Raw genomic sequence first — 18,016 nt, forward strand, 5'->3', positions numbered from 1 at the left:
GGTGGCAATCGGGGGTCAGGCGGCGATCTCGTGGATGGCCAACTGGTAGGCAGTGTACTTGCGGATATTGATCACGCCGGTGTCGAACATCAGGTACTGGCCCTTGATACCGAGCAGGGTACCCTCGGCCAGGGGCTGCTTGTCCAGATTGAAGCTGGTGATCTTGGCCGGGTAGGCCTCGATGGGGTAACGAATTTCCAGCACCTCGGCGGCGGACAGCGGCTGAATGGCCTGCAGGCCGAAGCGCTGCTGCAGCTCGCTGATGCCCGCGCCGCAGCTATCGAACAACTGCTCACGAATCGCCAGCAGGTCGACCGGGGCGGCATCGCCCTTGAGCAATGCGCGCCAGTTGGTCTTGTCCGCCACCTGGCTACGCAATAGATCTTCGACGAAGCCTGACTGCTGCCGAGTCGCCACACGCAGAATGGGCAGCGCTTGAGTCGCGCCCTGGTCGATCCAGCGCGTCGGCACCTGAGTGGCGCGGGTGATACCCACCTTCACGCCACTGGAGTTGGCCAGGTAGACGATATGGTCGGTCATGCAGAACTGCTCGCCCCAGTTCGGCTCGCGGCAGGTGCCGGCGTCGTAGTGACATTTCTCCGGGCTCATGATGCAGATGTCGCACTGCGCCAGCTTCTGCATGCAGGGGTAGCAGTAGCCCTGGCTGAAGCTGGTCTTGGTTCTGCGCCCGCAATGGCTGCAATGGATGGCGCCGAGATACTCCAGGCGCAGGTGCTTGCCCACCAGCGGGTTGACCGGTACTTCTTCGTCGCCAAGACGGAAGGCGTATTGCACCGGCGCATCCAGGTGCGCCTTCATCTTGCTCAGCGAGCCTCGTCCAAGCTCAGTCATCAGTGAAGGGTTTCCGATGAGCTGAACAGCAGGTTGGGGACCGGCTCGGACTTGGACTTGCACGCTTGCTCACCCATATAGCCGGTGCGCTCTTCCTCGGGCAGGTTCTGCATTTCCCAGGCGATCATTGCCTGCAGGCTCAGTTCCTTCTGCTCCTGGGTCAGCTTGCGGCCATCGGGCCATTTGCCGATCTCCACGGCCAGCTTGAGGCTCTCGTAGATTTCCGGGGTGATGTTTTCAATCGCATCGAGAAAGGATGACATACGGGTCTCCAGGTCAATCGTAGGGCGGGTGAAACCCGCAAAAACACTGCTGCGGCGGGCTACCCCGCCTACAGCGAAACAGGCGTTCATATCAGCGTCTGGCCAGCATACCGCCAAGCAGCCCGGTCACGCAGCCGGCGAGCAGGCCGCCAACATGCGCGGCGTTGGCAATGGCGCCGAATTGCAGCAGCTCGAAGATGCCGGTCATGCAGATCGCCAGCCAGGCCAGCATCATCACCAGCACGCCGGGCGGCAGGCGATACGCCGGATTCGGCGCCAGGCGCTGGTAGATCCAGCAATGCCCGAGCAGGCCGTAAAGCACGCCGGACAGGCCACCGAACAGCGAAGGCCCGGCCCACCAGTATTGAGCGAAATTCGAGGCCAGGCCGAACAGCAGGGTCAGGCCAAGCAGGCCGATCGCGCCCTGGCGAAACTCGATGCGCCGGCCCAGCTCCCAGTACCACAGGCTGTTCATCGCCAGGTGCAGCCAGCCGAAGTGGATCAGCATCGGTGAGATCAATCGCCACCACTGACCGCTGTCGAGCGTGGCGTCCAGATAGGTGAGATAGATGTGCTCGCCGTCGATACGAAAGTCGACGAAGCTCAGCCAGCGAATGGTGGAAAAATTCTCGCCCGCCAGCGTCACGGCGAACACGATAAAGGTGCTCAGCAGCACCAGGGCCGTCACCGGGCTACGCCGCAACTGGGCAAGGAAACCCTCGCGCGCCGGTAGCGGGCTGGGCGGCATTTGCGCCGCCGCATCGCCCTGCGGGTGACGTGCGTAAAGTTCGCGCACCTGTTCGGCGAGCTCCTGCCCCGGCACCCAGAGCACCTGCTGTCCGCCCTCTTCCGCCACCCGGTGCGGCACGCGCAGGCGCTGCAGCAACGCGACGAAACCGCTCAAATCAGCGTCCAGCGGCAAACGCAGTACGACCACGGCCGTCATCGCGGCGCCTCCTGCGGGTCGACATCGACCCAGACGAATTTACCCGCATCCAGACGCGTTTCCTGATCCAGGCGGTAAGCCACCAGACGACCTCCGACCACCGCGCTGTAGTCCAGGCAGGCCAGGTTCGCTCGAATCGGTGCCGGCTTGCCACGCCGCCAGTAGTGGCCGACGAACAGCAGCGGCTCGTGCGCTCCATACCTGAGCAGCGCATCCTTCTGCAGTTCGGTCAGGGGTGTTTGCGCCGCCAGTTCCGGCAAGGCATCGGGCTGGAAGACGATATCGCCGTAGGTCTGTGGGTCCTCCTCCCAGAACTTGGTGCGGAAATAGGAACGGGTGAAACCATCACCGCTGGTCAGCGTCAGGCCATGCGGCAGGCGCATATCGGTGCCGCGCAGCAGACGATCGAGCGCCATGTTGGCGAAACTGCCGGGCACGGCCGAGGCCTGCAGGAAGTGCTCGTCGATACAGCCATCGGGGAACTGTGCCTGGAGCGGCGCGATCAGCTCGGCGTCCCAGCAGGCATGCACGACGCGAAAATGCCCGGCATCGAGGAACAGCGGCATCTCGTAGAACCACTGGAGAAATTCGCGCCATTCCTGCGGATGATCCTCGAACTGAGCCAATGTCTCGCGCATCAGGCGCTGGTGGCGCGGGCTGTGTTCACGCACGTACTGGCGACCACTGCCCGGTGGCGCCGGCGTGCTCCAGCCCAGGGCGTTGAACTCGTGATTGCCCATGATGCACAGCGCCTGGCCGGCACGCACCATGTCGTGCACAAGGTGCAGGGCTTGGCGAATACCAGGGCCGCGGTCGACCAGATCACCGAGGAAGATCGCCATACGCGTTGGGTGGCGCCACACGCCGCTCTGCCGGCTGTAACCCAGGCGTTCGAGCAGGCGTTCCAGTGTGCGCGCACAACCGTGGATATCACCGATCAGGTCATAGCCACGATGGGGGTCGAGGGACATTCAGTCCTGTCCTCCCAGGCGGCTGCCCCAACCGAGCTTGGTGCGGCAGACCTCGTAGTAGTTGTGATCCAGCGGATGGATCAGGCGCAGCTTCTGCGCCTTCTTGGCCACATGCAGGGTGTCGCCCGGCGCGCAGGTGAAATGGTTCTGGCCGTCGCAGGACACCTGCGGATAGATGGTCATGTCCGGCGACACCACCACCTTCAGCTCGCTGTTGCCGTCGACCACGATGGGCCGGCTGGACAGGGTGTGCGGGTACATCGGCACCACCACGATGGCATCGAGCTTGGGATGCATGATCGGCCCGCCAGCGGACAACGCATAAGCGGTCGAGCCGGTAGGCGTGGCGACGATCAGGCCGTCGGCCTTCTGGCTGCAGACGAACTGGCCATCGATATACAGCTCGAACTCGATCATCCGCGTCGATTTGCCGGGATGCAGCACGACATCGTTGAGCGCATCGCCCTGGCCGATGGCTTCGCCCTGGCGGCGCACCTCGGCTTCGAGCAGGAAGCGGTTCTCGGTCAGGTACTGGCCTTCGAGCACCTGGGCTACCTTCAATTCCAGCTCGTCGGGGCGGATGTCGGTGAGAAAGCCCAGGCTGCCGCGGTTGATCCCCAGCACCGGGACCTTGTGCCGCGCCAAGGCACGCGCCGCACCGAGCATGCTGCCGTCGCCACCGACGACGATCACCAGGTCGCAAACCTCGCCGAGCATCTTGCGCGAAGACGTCTGCAGGCCATGCCCCGGCAGCAAATCGGCGATGGTGTCCTCGAGAATCACATGCAGGTGGCGGTCAATCAGAAAGCGCTTGAGGCGGCGCACGGTATCCAGAACCCGCGTGCTCCCCAGGCGCCCGATGATGCCGACATTGCGAAATTGCTCCATGGGACTCCCGCCAGACAGATAAACGATGGGTGATTATCGGCCAAAGGCCCGCACCGCAGCAAACCAGCCCTGCGACTGCGCTATGCTCGGGCCATGAATGTTTCCGTCACGCTGCATGACCTGCTGCCCGGCCTGCGCACCCCAGCGGTACGCGACCTGGCCTGGGCACTGCTCTCACCGCCTCTGCTGGGTGAGACCACGAAAGTCCAGCGTCATCCCCTGCAAGCCAGTGTCTGGAGTCGGCAGCCGCAGCGCCTGGCAGACTGGCTTGTGCAACAGGACCGCGATGCCGGCGCCCTGCACGCCTGGCTGGCGGTAAAACCGCTACGGCGTTTGGGCCTTTATTACGAGCGCCTATGGCAGTTCACCCTGCATGCCGCAACGGACGTCGAAGTGATTGCCGCCAATGTGCCGATCCGCCACGGCGGTCGCACCCTCGGCGAGCTGGATCTGCTGTTGCGCGACGAGGAAGGCGAACATCATCTGGAGCTGGCGGTGAAGTTCTATCTGGGTACCGCCAGCAGTGATGCCGCCGATTGGCTCGGGCCTGGCAGCCATGATCGACTCGACCTGAAACTGAGCCATCTGGCGCATCACCAATTGCCCCTGTCGTCGCGGCGCGAAGCCAGGGGACCGCTGAACGAGCTGCAAGTGAGCGAGGCCCGCCCGGCCTTCTGGCTTGGCGGCTATCTGTTCTATCCCTGGCCCGGCAGTTGCCCAGCGCCTCGCGGCGCGATGCCTGGACATTGTCGGGGCGGCTGGCTGCATCGGCGCGACTGGGACGCCTTCGCCGCGGCGAGGCCGGATGCCCGCTGGCAACCGCTGCCAAGGCTGACCTGGCTGGCCCCGGCGCTGCTGAAGACTGACGAGGTCTGGTCCGTAGCAATGTTCCAGCAATGGCTGAGCCTGTTACGGCACGAGGCCCAGGCGCAATTATTGGTACGCCTGGAAGAGGATCGGGCGGGAGACTGGCGAGAAGTCGAGCGGATCTTTCTGGTCAGCGATCAATGGCCGACGCCCTCGTAGCCCGGATGCGATCCGGGACGCATGCGCCTGCAATCCCCGGCTTTCATCCGGGCTACGCTTGCCCCAGAGCCAGCGCTGCTCAACGACTGCGCTCGGTACGCCCGCCGGAACGCGCCAGATACCCAGCACCGCTTTCGCAGAGCAGTGCATCGCGTTGCACCGCCGGCAGACCATCCAGCCCTTCACGCAAGGCGTAAACGCTGTAACCCAGTTGCGAAAGGAGAAACACCGCACTGCTGCTGCGTTTGCCGCTGTCGCAGTAGCACAGATAGGTACGTGATCGATCCAGCAGACGCGCCTTCAGGCGCAGCAGCTGCAACGGCATGTGCAGGGACTGGGGCGCATGCGCCTTCTCGTATTCTTCCAACAGGCGCACGTCGAGCCACTGCGCGCCCTGCGCCAGCAACCTGGCCGCCTCACCCAGCGATACCTCGGCCACCACGGGCGCCTTGAGCAGGGCGAAGAAATCCTGGCGATCCAGACGCAGCACACTGCCGGCCTCGACCATGGTCACCGTGGCATTGCGTGGCCGGTCGGCCAGCAGCGCTTCCTCGCCGAAACAGGCGCCCACTTCCAGTTCAGCCAGCACCTGACGATCGCTGCCGGCACTTCGAATCACCTCGGCGCGACCACTTTCCAGGAAATAACAGCAATCACCGCTGGCACCCTCTTCAAGAACCTGGCTGCCGGCCGCAAGCTCGATTCTTTGCAGGCGAGCCAGCATGTTCTGCACGTTGGTCGGCGGCACCTTGGCAAACAGCGGGTTTTCCAACAGCCGCTCCAGCCATTCGATGTCGGCGCCACTTTGTTGCAGCGCCAGCAGCAGGTCCTGATGCGCCAGACGCCAGGTCAACAGGCGATCCAGAGTAGCGCTGTCGATCATCAGCACGCTGAGGTCGGTCACGGCGCGCGCCTCCTGCAGGCGCGGCAAGCCCGGGGACAACGGATGACAGCTGATCTCGCTGCCGGCCTGAACCGTCTGCGTACGCCCCTCGGCGTCCTGCAACTGCAGCTCGCCGGCCAGCAGATAGCAGGTCAGGCGCGCCTGGTCCCCCTGGCGAAACAGCAACTGCCCGGCCAGCAGGGGTTGCGGCACCAACTGGCTACGCAACTCGCGCCATTGCTGCTCGGAGAGCACATTGAGCGGCGTCAGGCTGCGTAGCTGTTCGGGGGTAAGGGGTTCGCTCATGTGGGTTTCCAGGCTCCGCTGGTCAGACCTGAGTGTAGTCGGCGTCTGCGCCCATCAGCGCTCGACGCCCCTGCAAGCCGCCAGTATGAATGAAGATCAGCCGACTGCCGCGCGCAAGTTGACCACGCTCGCAGAAATCGCGCAGCGCCATCAGCGCCTTGCCGGTATACACCGGCTCCAGCGGCAGATCACTGGCACCTTCGGTGTGCAGGATGAACTGGCGCAGCGGCTCGTCGAGCCGGGCAAAACCGCCGCGCGAGGCATCGACCAACTGGTAGCGCCGCTGCGCCTCACCGGCCTCCTCCAGCAGCGTGGCGACCTGGGCAGCGACGCCATGGTCCCCCGGCACGGCCAGTGCACCGAACACGGTGCGTCGCCTCTCTCCCAGCACCACTCCGGCTAGCGTGGTGCCGGTCCCGGCGGCCAGCCACCAGGCATCGAAATCGTCCCAGCCGATTGTGCTCAGCTGTATTTCGGCCATCTCCACCAGCGTGCTGCAACCTCGGGCACCGGGCAAACCCAGGCCACCTTCGCCTATCGTCTGAAAACCGCTGTAGCGTTCCAGCCAGGGCGCCCAGAAATCCGGCTGATGGCGCGCGCGATAGCCGCCATAACCCAGCCAGTGCAGCTCCATACCCATGCGTTGCAGGTCATCGACGGTCGGCGTCCGCTGCGCTTCACCACGCAGCAAACCGACGGTGGCGAAGCCAAAACGCTGCCCCGCAGCGGCCAGCGCATGCAGGTGATTGGAGTGTGCACCACCGAGGCTGATCACCCCCTGCGCGCCTGCGCCCGCCGCCTGTTCGAGATAAGGCGCGAGCTTGAACCATTTGTTGCCTGACACCAGCGGGTCGACCAGATCGAGGCGCAGGCAGGCCAGCTCGACGCCGGCCGCCTCGAGCCAGGGCAGCTTCACGGGGTGCAACGGCGCCTGTGGGCGCCAGTGGGGAATGTGTATCGGCAAAATCAGCTGACGGTACGCAGACGACTGCTCGCCTTGTGCCGCGTACAGCAGTTCGAATCACCCAAGGTGAAACGACTGGGCGTGTCGATACGGTCGATGGGGATGGCGCAGCGCTCACCACTGGGCAAGGTCGCATCGCAGCTGGGCTGTTGATAATGCGCCAGCCATTGGCGGTACTGTTCTTCGGAAACGAAGCATTTGCCGGCGGCGTAGGCCATGGGGTTGTCCTGATAACGGGCAACATCCTGCAGCGCAATGGTCAGGTGCCCAGCACCGGGATGGTACACCACGAACACCACGCCGAGCTTGGCCAGCCGCTCCAGCACCTGATCACCGCCCTGGCTGGCGAAGGCATCGCGCTCACGCTTGAGGCGCTCGATCTCTGCCTGCAGTTGCGCATCCAGCTCGTTGCGATAGGCCAGTTCGACGTCACGCACGGCGATCTGCTCCTTGTATTCGGCCACGGCCGCGGCGACCTTGGCGCGCACCTCGCCGTCGAACTGCGCGCGCAGAATATCGCCCTCGGTACGCCCGTGGCGCTCCAGGGCACGCAGCTGCTGCGTCATTTCCTCGCGGCTGCTCTGGTAGCTTTCGGCCTGAGCCGCCAGTTGCGCCTTGAGATTGGCGTTGAGCGCCTCCTGCTGGCGCAGCGCCTGGTGCAGGCCATGCAGCTGTGCCTGCAGTTGCTTGCTCTGCTCCTCGCTGGCCAACTTGAGTTTGGCCAGCTCTTCCTCATGCTGCTGGGTCAGGCTGGTGATGCGCAGACGCTGCTGCTGAATCAGTTGCGCAGTCTTGGCGCGGTGTTCCTGATCCATCTTCTGCGCCAATTGGTCGGCCACCTCCTTGGCCGGGTCCGGGGCATACCACTTGTCTTCGGAGGCCACCTGCAGACGTTCGGCAACCACCGCCTGGGTACTGTCGTCCTCGACCAGAAGCCCGAGCTGATTGCGCTTGACCGCATCACGCAGCAACACCAGATCGTTCTGCCCCGGCGCCAGGCTGGGGTCCCATAGGTGCATCTGATGCCAGGACACCGGGCACTGGCTGCGACAAGCCAGGCGAATCGGCCCGGCACCGAGATCCGGGCCACGGCCGGCGCGCTCGGCCAGATGCTGCAGAGGAATGTTCCAGCCCTTGTCGGGGCGGCCGTCCTCGTCGAAATCCAGCAGGAAGAATACCGCCGACCGCACCAGCAGACGTGGGTTGATCGCCACGAACACCGCGCGCATCTCTTCGTCGGCGAACTCGGGCATGTTCACCACGCCGTCGAGCAAGGCTTCGAATTCAGGGAACATCATCTGTTTGCAGATACCGCGTTCACTGAAGAACATCACGGCTTCCACCATCTGCGGCTTGTTCTGCATGCTCATCGAAGACCCTCTGAACCCACGGGGAATATACCGTCCTGATCGGTCAGGCAAGTCTAGGGGAAAACCCACCCGGAGCAATGTGACTGGGTTGGCACTCATTCTGCGAGCCAGGCGGGATAGCCGCCACTGACACCAAAATGTGACAGGAGCGCACAGCCGAAAGCGGCCAGACCACACTGGCCGACCAGCGGATTATTGCCAATCAAGCCTATCCAACGAGCAAATATCCGCCTATCGAGACGTGCATCAGTGGCCTCATCCGCTCTGCAACCGCGTTGCGACAACCTGGCACGTGATCTGCTCGGCACCCTCCGAGCCCGCGCCCCTGACGCGCGGCCGGACTGATAAAAAAACAAGAGGTCAGCCATGTTCCGCCATTCTTTCCCTGCCACTCCTTGCTCCTCGCCCCGCTGGGTGATTGCCCTTCCCGCCGTGGCACACGCCCCACGGCACTGACGCGCCCCTCGCTCAGAAAACAACAATAACTAACGGAGATTCCCCATGCGCTTAACCAAGCGTGTTGGCCTGTTCGTCGCTGCCGCGATCCTGGCCAACAGCCCCAACGCTCACGCCAATCCAGCCTCGATCAACATCCTCACCGGCGGCACCAGCGGCGTGTATTACCCGCTGGGCATGAGCCTGTCCGAGCTGTACAGCGAGAACATAGAAGGCTCGACCACCAGTGTGCGCGCCACCAAAGCCTCGGTGGAGAACCTCAACCTGTTGCAGATCGCCCGTGGCCAGTTGGCCTTCGCCCTCGGCGACTCGGTAGCCGATGCGTGGAAAGGCGACGAGGAAGCCGGCTTCAGGGCGCCGCGTGACCGCCTACGCGCCATCGCCGGGGTCTACCCGAACTACATCCAGATCGTCGCCAGCCAGGCATCGGGCATTACCAGCCTGGAAGATCTGCGCGGCAAGCGTATTTCCGTCGGGGCGCCACGTTCGGGCACAGAGCTCAACGCCCGGGCGATCTTCAAGGCCGCCGGCCTGAGCTACGCGGACATGGGGCAGGTGCAGTTCAAGCCCTACGCCGAGTCGGTCGAGCTGATCGAAAAAGGCCAGCTGGATGCCACCCTGCAGTCGGCCGGCCTGGGCATGGCGGCGATTCACGAATTGGCCGAGCGCGTGCCGATCACCTTCGTCGCCATTCCGGAACAGGTGGTGTCGCGCATCGGCAGCGGCGCCTATCAGTCAGGCATCATTCCCGCCGGCACCTATCAGGGCCAGGCCAACGACGTGACGACGGCGACCATCACCAACGTTCTGGTGAGCCAGACCAGCGTTTCCGATGACATGGCCTATCAGATGACCCGGCTACTGTTCGAAAACCTCGACCGCCTGGCCGACGCCCACCCGGCCGCCAAGGCCATCAGGCTTGAGCGGGCGATCAATGGCCTGCCGATTCCGCTGCATCCCGGCGCGGAGCGCTACTATCGCGAAGTCGGCGTACTCAAATAGCGAGAACGCGCCCGCCCCTGCGGCGGGCTGCGTGATCTCAGCCCTTGGCGGCAGCGAGAAACGGCGCCAGACGCTGCGCCATTTCCGCGCCGAGCGCCTGCAGCCCGCTCATCGGACGCACCATGACTTCGAATTCGACGATCCGTCCCGACTCGTCGAAACGGATCATGTCGATGCCTTTCAACTCGCGCTCGCCTACCCGAGCGGAAAATTCCAGCACCACATTGAGGCCGTCGGCCGTCGCCAGCTCACGGTGATAGGCAAAGTCCTCGAACACCGTGAGCACCGTATTGAGGATCAGATTCACCGCCTGCGCACCTGGATAAGGGGTATGCGCCATGGGCGAGCGGAACACCGCCTGTGGGTGCAGCAGTTCGGGCAAGGCGCTGAGGTCCTTGGCGGCAATGAACTGATGCCAGCGTGCGAGGCCGGCTGCGACGGCAGGTTGTAGCTGGGCATTGAGAGACATCGGCTTCTCCTTGTTGTTGTCGGCCAGATAGCCAGCGCCCCGCACTGGGCGTAATGCTTTCACTTAGGGCTGCACGCGTTTGGCTCCCGTCTCCCATTTATTCGGGGCACGCCTAGTGGAGAGGGGCCGGGGGAGAGGGCTGAAAACACCGCAAAACTGCCAGTTTCCCCTTTCCCTAGCCCTCTCCCCCAAAGGGGCGAGGGGACTGATCGCGCTCGACCGTTTATTAAGTGAACAGTATTACCCGCACTAAGGGGGCGCTGCGTCGATCAGAGTTCGACCGCCAGGCGCGAACCCTGGTTGATCGCCCGCTTGGCATCGAGCTCGGCAGCGACATCAGCCCCGCCGACCAGATGTACGCTCTGACCGGCGCTCTGCAACCCTTCCTGCAGCTCACGCAGCGGGTCCTGGCCGGCGCAGACGATCACGGTGTCGACCGGCAGCACCTGCTCATCGCCACCAGCGATGCGGATATGCAGGCCGGCGTCATCGACCTTGAGGTACTCGACCGAGTTGAGCATTTGCACGTTCTTGTTCTTCAGGCCGGTGCGGTGAATCCAGCCGGTGGTCTTGCCCAGGCCATCGCCGACCTTGGTCTTCTTGCGCTGCAGCAGGAACACCTCACGCGCCGCCGGGTGCGGATGCGCCTGAATGCCTGCCACGCCACCACGTGCTTCGAGCGCGGTATCGATACCCCATTCCTTCCAGAACTCGTTACGGTCGAGGCTGGTGGCCTTGCCCTGGTGAGTGATGAACTCGGAGACGTCGAAGCCGATACCGCCAGCGCCGATCACCGCGACCTTCTGGCCGACCGGCTTGCGCTCGAGAATCGCGTCCAGGTATCCAATCACCTTTGCATGCTCGATCCCCGGAATCTCCGGGGTGCGCGGGGCGATACCGGTGGCCAGGATGATCTCGTCGAAGCCGCCCTTGACCAGGTCCTCCACCGACACGCGGGTGTTCAGGCGCAAATCGACACCAGTGGTCTCCAGCTTGCGCTTGAAGTAGCGCAGGGTTTCAAAGAACTCTTCCTTGCCCGGTACACGCTTGGCCACATTGAACTGGCCGCCGATTTCGCTGGCCGAATCGAACAGGGTCACGCTGTGGCCACGCTCGGCCGCGACGGTGGAAGCAGCGAGGCCGGCCGGGCCGGCGCCGACCACGGCGATCTTCTTCACTGCGGCAGTGGGAATGTAGTTCAACTCGGTCTCATGGCAGGCGCGCGGGTTGACCAGGCAACTGGTCAGTTTGCCGCCGAAGGTATGATCAAGGCAGGCCTGGTTGCAGCCGATGCAGGTGTTGATCTCGTCCGCGCGGCCTTCGGCAGCCTTGTTGACGAAGTCCGGGTCGGCGAGGAAGGGGCGCGCCATGGACACCATGTCGGCATCGCCTTCAGCCAGCACCTGCTCGGCCACTTCCGGGGTGTTGATGCGGTTGGTGGTGATCAGCGGGATGCCGACTTCGCCTCTGAGCTTGGCAGTGACCTTGGTGAAGGCCGCGCGCGGCACCTTGGTGGCGATGGTCGGGATACGCGCCTCGTGCCAGCCGATACCGGTGTTGATCAGGGTGGCGCCAGCCTGCTCGATGGCCTTGGCCAACAGCACGATCTCATCCCAGGTGCTGCCGCCCTCGACCAGGTCGAGCATCGACAGGCGATAGATGATGATGAAGTTCGGACCGACCGCCTCGCGCACGCGGCGGACGATCGCCACCGGCAGGCGCATACGGTTCTCGTAGCTGCCGCCCCAGCGGTCGGTACGGTGGTTGGTGTGAGCCACCAGGAACTGGTTGATGAAGTAGCCTTCCGAGCCCATCACCTCGACGCCGTCGTAGCCGGCCTGCTGGGCCAGCGCCGCGCAATTGACGAAGTCGGCGATCTGCTTCTCGATGCCCTCCTCGTCCAGCTCATGCGGCTTGAACGGGTTGATCGGCGCCTGGATGGCGCTCGGCGCCACGGATTTCGGGCTGTAGGCATAGCGCCCGGCATGCAGGATCTGCATGCAGATCTTGCCGCCGGCCTCGTGCACGGCCTGGGTGACGATCTTGTGCTTCTCCGCCTCCTCGACCGTGCTCAGCTTGGCCGCGCCGGCGTACACGCCGCCCTCCTCGTTCGGGCCGATGCCGCCGGTGACCATCAGGCCGACGCCGCCACGGGCACGCTCGGCGAAGTAGGCCGCCATGCGCTCGAAGCCGCCCGGCTTCTCTTCCAGGCCAGTGTGCATGGAGCCCATCAGCGTGCGGTTCTTCAGCGTGGTGAACCCGAGGTCGAGCGGGGCCAGCAGGTGCGGGTAACGAGCAGTCATGGATATCTCCACATCGCGGTGCAGTTCACGGATTGCCGCGGTCTCATGGGCACGCGGTCGGTTATGCAGCCAGACGATAAAGAGGCTGCCAGCCAGGCTCAATGATCGAAACTGACAAGATAATGATCAAAAATAGCAATCCTGCTTGGCAGCGTGGCTCGACCGACCTAACCTGCACCGCAACGAAGCCGAACACCTCGAAATGCGCCTACTGATCACCCTATTGCTCTCGCTCGCGCTGCTGGCCGGTCTCGGCAGCTATGCCCACTGGATCGAACAACGCCCCAGCGGCCATTACCTGTCCGACCTGCGCAGCCAGGTCGTGCTAGATATCGGCCAACCCGGCCCGCGCGGTAACCTGCTGGGCATCCAGCCGGAACTGTTCGCCGCCGACTACCAGAGCCTCGCTCGCCTGCGTCTGAAACTGGCTGCCTACCTGGACCACGCCCGTGACCAGGGCCTGCTCAACCAGCGCACCGTCGTCGTGCTGCCCGAACATATCGGTACCTGGCTGCTCGCCGTCGGCGAGAAGCAAGAGCTCCATCGCGCCGCCGAACGCCGTGAGGCCATGCACTGGCTGGCAGCGACCAATCCGCTGGATTACCTCGGTGCGCTACTGGATGCCGGAAGCGACGCGCGCGTCGAAGACGCCCTGCTGCGGACCAAGGCGAAATCGATGGCGCACGACTACCAGCAACTGTTCGGCGACCTGGCCCGCGACTACCAGATCACCTTGGTGGCCGGCTCCATCGTCCTGCCCGAACCCCGAGTGGAACTGGGTCGCCTCGAAGTCGGGCGCGGGCCGCTCTACAACGTCAGCCTGGTATTCGACCGGGCCGGCAACCCGCTGGGCCAGCCACAACGGCACACCTTCGATGCCGGCGCGCTCCGCACCGGTAAGGCAGATTCCCTGCAAGTGCTGGATACGCCCGCCGGACGTCTGGGCGTGTTACTCGGTGGCGATATCGGCCAGCTTCCGCAGGCGATGACCGCGGACGGCGAAGCCATCGAGATGCTGGCCATGCCCAGCGACCTGAACGGCCAGACGGACGAATCCAAGCTCGGCGAGCGACTGCAAGCCCACGGCATTCGCGCAGGGATGCAAGTCCATCTGCGTGGCAGACTCTGGGAGCGCAGCGGCCAGTCCCAGGCGCTGGCTTTGCGTGACGGCAGCAGCGAGCGGAGTAGCCAAGAACGCGGCGCCCAACTGATCAACCTGTGGTTATGAAGGCCTCACGCGTTCGTCTCGGCGACCTCTCCGTCGGTTTCACCCTGGCGCTGGCCGATGCGCTGCGCGCCCAAGGCCAGGACCCCGAGCCGTTGCTGGCACAGTTCGGCCTGGATGCCGCACGCCTGAGCGAGCCTCGCGCGCGCCTGTCGATCCCGCGCTTCATGCGTCTCGGCCATAGCGCCATCGCCCTGTGTGGTAACCCGGCACTGGGCCTGGACATGGGCCGCCATAGCCGTATGAGCCAGGTCGGCCTGGCCGGCGTCTGCGCCGCACAGGCACCTGATCTGCGTGAAGCGGCGCGCACGCTGACGCGCTTCGAACCGCTGTATGCCGCCAACTACCGCGGCCGCTCGGACTTTCGCGAGGACGCCCGTGGCGCCTGGCTGCAGTTCTATTCCATCAGTCCGTACAACGCCTACAACCGCTTCGTGGTGGATTCGGTGCTGGCCGGTTGGCAAACCAACCTGGGCCAGGTGGTCGGTCGCCCGGTCATCCCGGAAAAGGTCGAGATCGAATTTCCAGCGCCGGACTATGGTGAGCGCTACGAGGCGCTGTTCGGCTGCCCGGTGGAGTTCAGCGCCGGCGCCAACCGCCTGCGCCTGGGCAACGAAATCCTGGCACAGCGCAATCCGCAGCACTGCCCAGGCACCTGGCGGCATCTCGTGGAGTTATGTGAACGCGAACTGGATCAGCTGACCCGCACACGCAGCCTGCGTGAACGGGTGATCCAGCTACTGGGGCCATTGCTGCACGGCCACGAACCGGATTTGGATGAAGTCGCACGCAGCCTGCATCTGCCGAGCTGGACGCTGCGGCGCAAGCTGGCGGAGGAAAGCACACAATTTCGCGCCATCCTCAACGACACGCGTCGTGATCTGGCCACGGCCTATATCCGTGACACCGAGCTGGCTTTCGGCGAGATCGCCTACCTGCTCGGCTTCGCCTCGGCCGAGGCGTTCCAACGCGCCTTCAAACGCTGGCTTGGGCAAACACCGGGCGACTATCGCCGCGCACAACGCCGCGCCAGTGGCGACGCATAGAGTTCGGTGGCGTCGTCTACGTCCGTCACGTCCTGATCGAAGGCATCGCGCTCGAGCAACTCTTCCTGATAATCGTCCATCTGTCGTTCTCCCGACTCGTGTCATCTGTCCGATAGCAAGCTACGTTGCCCGCGTGAAAACAAGATGACGAAAAGCCGCAGGGCCATCGCCCGAATGACAGGCAATAAAAAACCCGTCGATCTTGCGATCGACGGGTTTCGTATATGGCGCAGCGGACGGGACTCGAACCCGCGACCCCCGGCGTGACAGGCCGGTATTCTAACCGACTGAACTACCGCTGCGTGTCGGTTGGACTTGCGTCCAAAGAACTCTTGAAACTCTGTAGCATCCGATGGCGCCCTTGGCGGGCTTTCCATCTCGAACCGACAAATGTCGATCTGGCAAATAATGGCGCAGCGGACGGGACTCGAACCCGCGACCCCCGGCGTGACAGGCCGGTATTCTAACCGACTGAACTACCGCTGCGCGTCGGCCGGACTTACGTCCGAATTCGCTATGGTGGGTGGTGACGGGATCGAACCGCCGACCCTCTGCTTGTAAGGCAGATGCTCTCCCGGCTGAGCTAACCACCCATGTGCCTTAGCGAGGCGCGCACTTTATGCAGGTGGCGAAGCTAAGTCAACACCCTGCTTGAATTTTTTCTGAAAAAAGCGCGTCGGACTCAGTCCATTTCGCCGCACAGCTCGGCGGCCCTCAACAACGCCGCCGTCAGACTGTGGCGCTCCCAGTCGGTGAGCACGGCGAAACGCTGATTGAACTCCGGCGGCATCAGCGTCGGCGCCTGCTGGATCAGCTCGCGGCCAGCATCGCTGATCAGCAGCCATTGCCGTCGACGATCCTGGTCGTCGCGCTGGCGCTGCAATAAACCGTGCTCTTCGAGGCGATCGAGCAAACCGGAAAGGGTCGCGGCCGTCAGGCTGACTCTACTGCTGAGCACGCTGGCGGTCATGCGCGTCTCGCTGGCCAGTACCTGCAGGATCATCAACTGCATGGGCGTCAGCCCACCAAAACGGGCCAGACGCTTGGCATGCACTTCCCCTGCCTGCTGCAGGCGCCGCAGCGCTTGGAACAGTGGCATTTCAAAGGCCATGACAGATGACAGATCTATTTCAGCAGGAACTTTTTTAACACTCATAAACACCAATCCTTAACCACCAACACTTTGACATGAAAGCATTTTCTTGTTTTGGTGTAAAAGGCTCGGCCACGAGCCACTCCCCAACGGCAACACCGGTAAGGAATTATGTGCGGAATAGCTGGAGAACTACGTTTTGATCGACGCCCCGCGGACCTGGCGGCAGTCGAGCGCATCACCCACCACCTCGCCCCTCGCGGCCCTGACGCCCACGGCTTTCATAGTCAGGGCCCCATCGCCCTCGGTCACCGCCGCCTGAAGATCATGGATCTGGCCGAAGCCTCGGGCCAGCCGATGATCGACAGCGATCTCGGCCTGTCGATGGTGTTCAACGGCGCTATCTACAACTACCCCGAGCTGCGCAGCGAACTGGAAGCGCTGGGTTATCGTTTCTTCTCCGGCGGAGACACCGAAGTACTGCTCAAGGGCTATCACGCCTGGGGCGAAGCCTTGCTACCCAAGCTCAACGGCATGTTCGCCTTCGCCGTCTGGGAGCGCGACAAGCAGAGCCTGTTCATCGCCCGCGACCGTCTCGGCGTCAAACCGCTGTACCTGTCGCGCACTGGTGAGCGCCTGCGTTTCGCCTCGTCGCTGCCGGCCCTGCTGCAGGGTGGCGACATCGCCAGAACGCTCGATCCGATCGCGCTCAACCATTACCTGAATTTCCATGCCGTGGTGCCCGCACCGCGCACCATCCTCGCGGGCGTGGAGAAGCTGCCGCCGGCCACCTGGATGCGTATCGATGCCGACAACAAGATCGAGCAGAAGACCTGGTGGACACTGCAGTTCGGCCCGCAAGGCGATGAAGCGGCGTACGGCCTGGAAGAATGGCGCGACCTGACGCTGGAAACCATGCGCGAAGCCGTGGCCATTCGTCAGCGTGCCGCCGTGGACGTCGGCGTGCTGCTCTCCGGTGGCGTCGACTCAAGCATGCTGGTCGGCCTGCTGCGCGAAGCCGGGGTGGAGAATCTGCTGACCTTCTCCATCGGTTTTCAGGATGCCGGCGGCGAGCGTGGCGACGAGTTCCAGTATTCGGACCTGATCGCCCAGCGCTTCGCCACTCGTCACCATCAGTTGCGCATCGGCGAGCACGAGATTCTCGATCAACTGCCGCAGGCCTTCCGCGCCATGAGCGAGCCGATGGTTAGCCACGACTGCATCGCCTTTTACCTGCTCTCGCGTGAAGTGGCCAAGCACTGCAAGGTGGTCCAGAGCGGCCAGGGCGCCGACGAACTGTTCGCCGGCTACCACTGGTACCCGCAGGTCGATGGCGCCAAGGATGCCTTCGCCGCCTACCGCGCAGCCTTCTTCGACCGCGAGCACGACGAGTACGCGGCCTGCGTGCAGCCCGCCTGGCTGACCGGCGACATGGCCGGCGAGTTCGTGCGCGAGCACTTCGCCATGCCGGGCGCCGACGCCGCGGTGGACAAGGCGCTGCGCCTGGACAGCACAGTGATGCTGGTCGACGACCCGGTCAAGCGCGTGGACAACATGACCATGGCCTGGGGCCTGGAGGCGCGCACGCCGTTCCTCGATTACCGCGTGGCCGAGCTGTCGGCGCGCATCCCGGCGCAGTTCAAGCTGCCTGAAGGCGGCAAGTACGTGCTCAAGGAAGCGGCGCGCAAGGTCATCCCTAGCGAGGTGATCGACCGGCCAAAGGGTTACTTCCCGGTACCGGGTCTCAAGCACCTGGAAGGCGCCACCCTCGGCTGGGTGCGCGACCTGCTGCTCGACCCCAGCCAGGATCGCGGCCTGTTCAACCCGAACATGCTCGATCAGTTGTTGACTAACCCAGAGAGCCAGCTCACCCCCCTGCGCGGCTCCAAGCTGTGGCAGTTGGCGGCGCTCAACCTGTGGCTGAGCGAGCAGGGTCTGTAACTGAGACGGAGC

Annotated in this window: 16 protein-coding genes and 3 tRNA genes; 5 read left to right on the plus strand and 14 right to left on the minus strand. The window is 63.9% G+C overall.

Annotated features, from left to right (window positions below):
- Positions 1-15: 15 nt before the first annotated feature.
- The 5 genes from P3C50_RS12445 to P3C50_RS12465 all read right to left on the minus strand — a co-directional run bounded on the left by P3C50_RS12445 (position 16) and on the right by P3C50_RS12465 (position 3,920).
- Positions 16-852: a DUF2797 domain-containing protein gene (locus P3C50_RS12445; protein WP_275546247.1), complete on the minus strand. Its 837-nt coding sequence runs from the start codon at positions 850-852 to the stop codon at positions 16-18.
- Entirely contained in the window at positions 852-1,115 is a 264-nt protein-coding gene (locus P3C50_RS12450; protein ID WP_275546248.1) for a YeaC family protein, read from the minus strand. The genes P3C50_RS12445 and P3C50_RS12450 overlap by 1 nt, the downstream gene beginning before the upstream one ends.
- A 91-nt stretch (positions 1,116-1,206) precedes the next feature.
- Positions 1,207-2,061: a rhomboid family intramembrane serine protease gene (locus tag P3C50_RS12455; RefSeq protein ID WP_275546249.1), complete on the minus strand. Its 855-nt coding sequence runs from the start codon at positions 2,059-2,061 to the stop codon at positions 1,207-1,209.
- Positions 2,058-3,032 carry a metallophosphoesterase gene (locus P3C50_RS12460; protein WP_275546250.1) on the minus strand — a complete coding sequence of 325 codons (975 nt, stop codon included), beginning with the start codon at positions 3,030-3,032 and terminating at the stop codon, positions 2,058-2,060. Before P3C50_RS12460 ends, P3C50_RS12455 begins: the two co-directional genes overlap by 4 nt.
- Positions 3,033-3,920, minus strand: a complete 888-nt coding sequence (locus P3C50_RS12465) for an NAD(+) kinase (RefSeq protein WP_275546251.1) — start codon at positions 3,918-3,920, stop codon at positions 3,033-3,035.
- A gap of 93 nt (positions 3,921-4,013) precedes the next feature.
- Between P3C50_RS12465 and P3C50_RS12470 the strand changes: the two genes are divergently transcribed.
- Entirely contained in the window at positions 4,014-4,946 is a 933-nt protein-coding gene (locus P3C50_RS12470) for a DUF1853 family protein (protein ID WP_275546252.1), read from the plus strand.
- Positions 4,947-5,025: 79 nt separating this feature from the next.
- Here the strand turns inward: P3C50_RS12470 and P3C50_RS12475 are convergent, their stop codons facing one another.
- From P3C50_RS12475 to P3C50_RS12485, 3 genes are read right to left on the minus strand one after another with little or no spacing between them, the layout of a single operon-like run.
- Positions 5,026-6,135, minus strand: coding sequence for a cyclic nucleotide-binding domain-containing protein (locus P3C50_RS12475; protein WP_275546253.1), 1,110 nt, complete (start codon positions 6,133-6,135; stop codon positions 5,026-5,028).
- Positions 6,136-6,157: 22 nt separating this feature from the next.
- Positions 6,158-7,051 carry a 1-aminocyclopropane-1-carboxylate deaminase/D-cysteine desulfhydrase gene (locus P3C50_RS12480; RefSeq protein ID WP_275546254.1) on the minus strand — a complete coding sequence of 298 codons (894 nt, stop codon included), beginning with the start codon at positions 7,049-7,051 and terminating at the stop codon, positions 6,158-6,160.
- 50 nt (positions 7,052-7,101) lie between these two features.
- Complete coding sequence (locus P3C50_RS12485) at positions 7,102-8,469, minus strand: chromosome partitioning protein ParA (protein ID WP_275546255.1); 1,368 nt, start codon at positions 8,467-8,469, stop codon at positions 7,102-7,104.
- A 501-nt stretch (positions 8,470-8,970) separates the two neighbouring features.
- Here P3C50_RS12485 and P3C50_RS12490 point away from each other — a divergent pair.
- A complete protein-coding gene (locus tag P3C50_RS12490; protein WP_275546256.1) occupies positions 8,971-9,927 on the plus strand; it encodes a TAXI family TRAP transporter solute-binding subunit in 957 nt (318 codons plus the stop codon).
- 37 nt (positions 9,928-9,964) lie between these two features.
- On the opposite strand, the gene P3C50_RS12495 is transcribed toward P3C50_RS12490, so the two are convergent.
- The gene (locus P3C50_RS12495; protein WP_275546257.1) at positions 9,965-10,396 is read right to left on the minus strand and encodes a nuclear transport factor 2 family protein; all 432 of its coding nucleotides are present in this window, start codon (positions 10,394-10,396) and stop codon (positions 9,965-9,967) included.
- Between the two features lie 269 nt (positions 10,397-10,665).
- Positions 10,666-12,699, minus strand: a complete 2,034-nt coding sequence (locus P3C50_RS12500) for an NADPH-dependent 2,4-dienoyl-CoA reductase (RefSeq protein ID WP_275546258.1) — start codon at positions 12,697-12,699, stop codon at positions 10,666-10,668.
- 202 nt (positions 12,700-12,901) lie between these two features.
- Between P3C50_RS12500 and P3C50_RS12505 the strand changes: the two genes are divergently transcribed.
- Positions 12,902-13,927, plus strand: a complete 1,026-nt coding sequence (locus tag P3C50_RS12505; RefSeq protein WP_275546269.1) for a carbon-nitrogen hydrolase family protein — start codon at positions 12,902-12,904, stop codon at positions 13,925-13,927.
- Positions 13,924-14,970, plus strand: coding sequence for an AraC family transcriptional regulator (locus tag P3C50_RS12510; protein ID WP_275546259.1), 1,047 nt, complete (start codon positions 13,924-13,926; stop codon positions 14,968-14,970). The genes P3C50_RS12505 and P3C50_RS12510 overlap by 4 nt, the downstream gene beginning before the upstream one ends.
- Positions 14,971-15,195: 225 nt before the next feature.
- Here the strand turns inward: P3C50_RS12510 and P3C50_RS12515 are convergent.
- The 4 genes from P3C50_RS12515 to P3C50_RS12530 all read right to left on the minus strand — a co-directional run bounded on the left by P3C50_RS12515 (position 15,196) and on the right by P3C50_RS12530 (position 16,126).
- Positions 15,196-15,272: transfer RNA gene (locus tag P3C50_RS12515), tRNA-Asp, on the minus strand.
- Positions 15,273-15,379: 107 nt separating this feature from the next.
- Positions 15,380-15,456 (minus strand) — tRNA-Asp (locus P3C50_RS12520).
- A gap of 31 nt (positions 15,457-15,487) precedes the next feature.
- Positions 15,488-15,563, minus strand: a tRNA-Val gene (locus P3C50_RS12525).
- A gap of 89 nt (positions 15,564-15,652) precedes the next feature.
- A complete protein-coding gene (locus tag P3C50_RS12530) occupies positions 15,653-16,126 on the minus strand; it encodes a MarR family winged helix-turn-helix transcriptional regulator (RefSeq protein WP_197857921.1) in 474 nt (157 codons plus the stop codon).
- Between the two features lie 108 nt (positions 16,127-16,234).
- On the opposite strand from P3C50_RS12530, the gene P3C50_RS12535 reads away from it, so the two are divergent.
- Positions 16,235-18,004 (plus strand): N-acetylglutaminylglutamine amidotransferase, encoded by a 1,770-nt coding sequence (locus P3C50_RS12535; RefSeq protein ID WP_275546260.1) that lies wholly within the window; start codon positions 16,235-16,237, stop codon positions 18,002-18,004.
- Positions 18,005-18,016 lie beyond the last annotated feature (12 nt).

It is taken from the genome of Pseudomonas sp. Marseille-Q0931, from assembly GCF_940789645.1.
Lineage (GTDB): Bacteria > Pseudomonadota > Gammaproteobacteria > Pseudomonadales > Pseudomonadaceae > Aquipseudomonas.

Excerpts from the sequence above, each read along its gene's own strand:
- P3C50_RS12445 (WP_275546247.1), bottom strand. The coding sequence starts at position 852 with ATGACTGAGCTTGGACGAGGCTCGCTGAGCAAGATGAAGGCGCACCTG.
- P3C50_RS12450 (WP_275546248.1), bottom strand. The coding sequence starts at position 1,115 with ATGTCATCCTTTCTCGATGCGATTGAAAACATCACCCCGGAAATCTAC.
- P3C50_RS12455 (WP_275546249.1), bottom strand. The coding sequence starts at position 2,061 with ATGACGGCCGTGGTCGTACTGCGTTTGCCGCTGGACGCTGATTTGAGC.
- P3C50_RS12460 (WP_275546250.1), bottom strand. The coding sequence starts at position 3,032 with ATGTCCCTCGACCCCCATCGTGGCTATGACCTGATCGGTGATATCCAC.
- P3C50_RS12465 (WP_275546251.1), bottom strand. The coding sequence starts at position 3,920 with ATGGAGCAATTTCGCAATGTCGGCATCATCGGGCGCCTGGGGAGCACG.
- P3C50_RS12470 (WP_275546252.1), top strand. The coding sequence starts at position 4,014 with ATGAATGTTTCCGTCACGCTGCATGACCTGCTGCCCGGCCTGCGCACC.
- P3C50_RS12475 (WP_275546253.1), bottom strand. The coding sequence starts at position 6,135 with ATGAGCGAACCCCTTACCCCCGAACAGCTACGCAGCCTGACGCCGCTC.
- P3C50_RS12485 (WP_275546255.1), bottom strand. The coding sequence starts at position 8,469 with ATGAGCATGCAGAACAAGCCGCAGATGGTGGAAGCCGTGATGTTCTTC.
- P3C50_RS12490 (WP_275546256.1), top strand. The coding sequence starts at position 8,971 with ATGCGCTTAACCAAGCGTGTTGGCCTGTTCGTCGCTGCCGCGATCCTG.
- P3C50_RS12495 (WP_275546257.1), bottom strand. The coding sequence starts at position 10,396 with ATGTCTCTCAATGCCCAGCTACAACCTGCCGTCGCAGCCGGCCTCGCA.
- P3C50_RS12500 (WP_275546258.1), bottom strand. The coding sequence starts at position 12,699 with ATGACTGCTCGTTACCCGCACCTGCTGGCCCCGCTCGACCTCGGGTTC.
- P3C50_RS12505 (WP_275546269.1), top strand. The coding sequence starts at position 12,902 with ATGCGCCTACTGATCACCCTATTGCTCTCGCTCGCGCTGCTGGCCGGT.
- P3C50_RS12510 (WP_275546259.1), top strand. The coding sequence starts at position 13,924 with ATGAAGGCCTCACGCGTTCGTCTCGGCGACCTCTCCGTCGGTTTCACC.
- P3C50_RS12530 (WP_197857921.1), bottom strand. The coding sequence starts at position 16,126 with ATGAGTGTTAAAAAAGTTCCTGCTGAAATAGATCTGTCATCTGTCATG.
- P3C50_RS12535 (WP_275546260.1), top strand. The coding sequence starts at position 16,235 with ATGTGCGGAATAGCTGGAGAACTACGTTTTGATCGACGCCCCGCGGAC.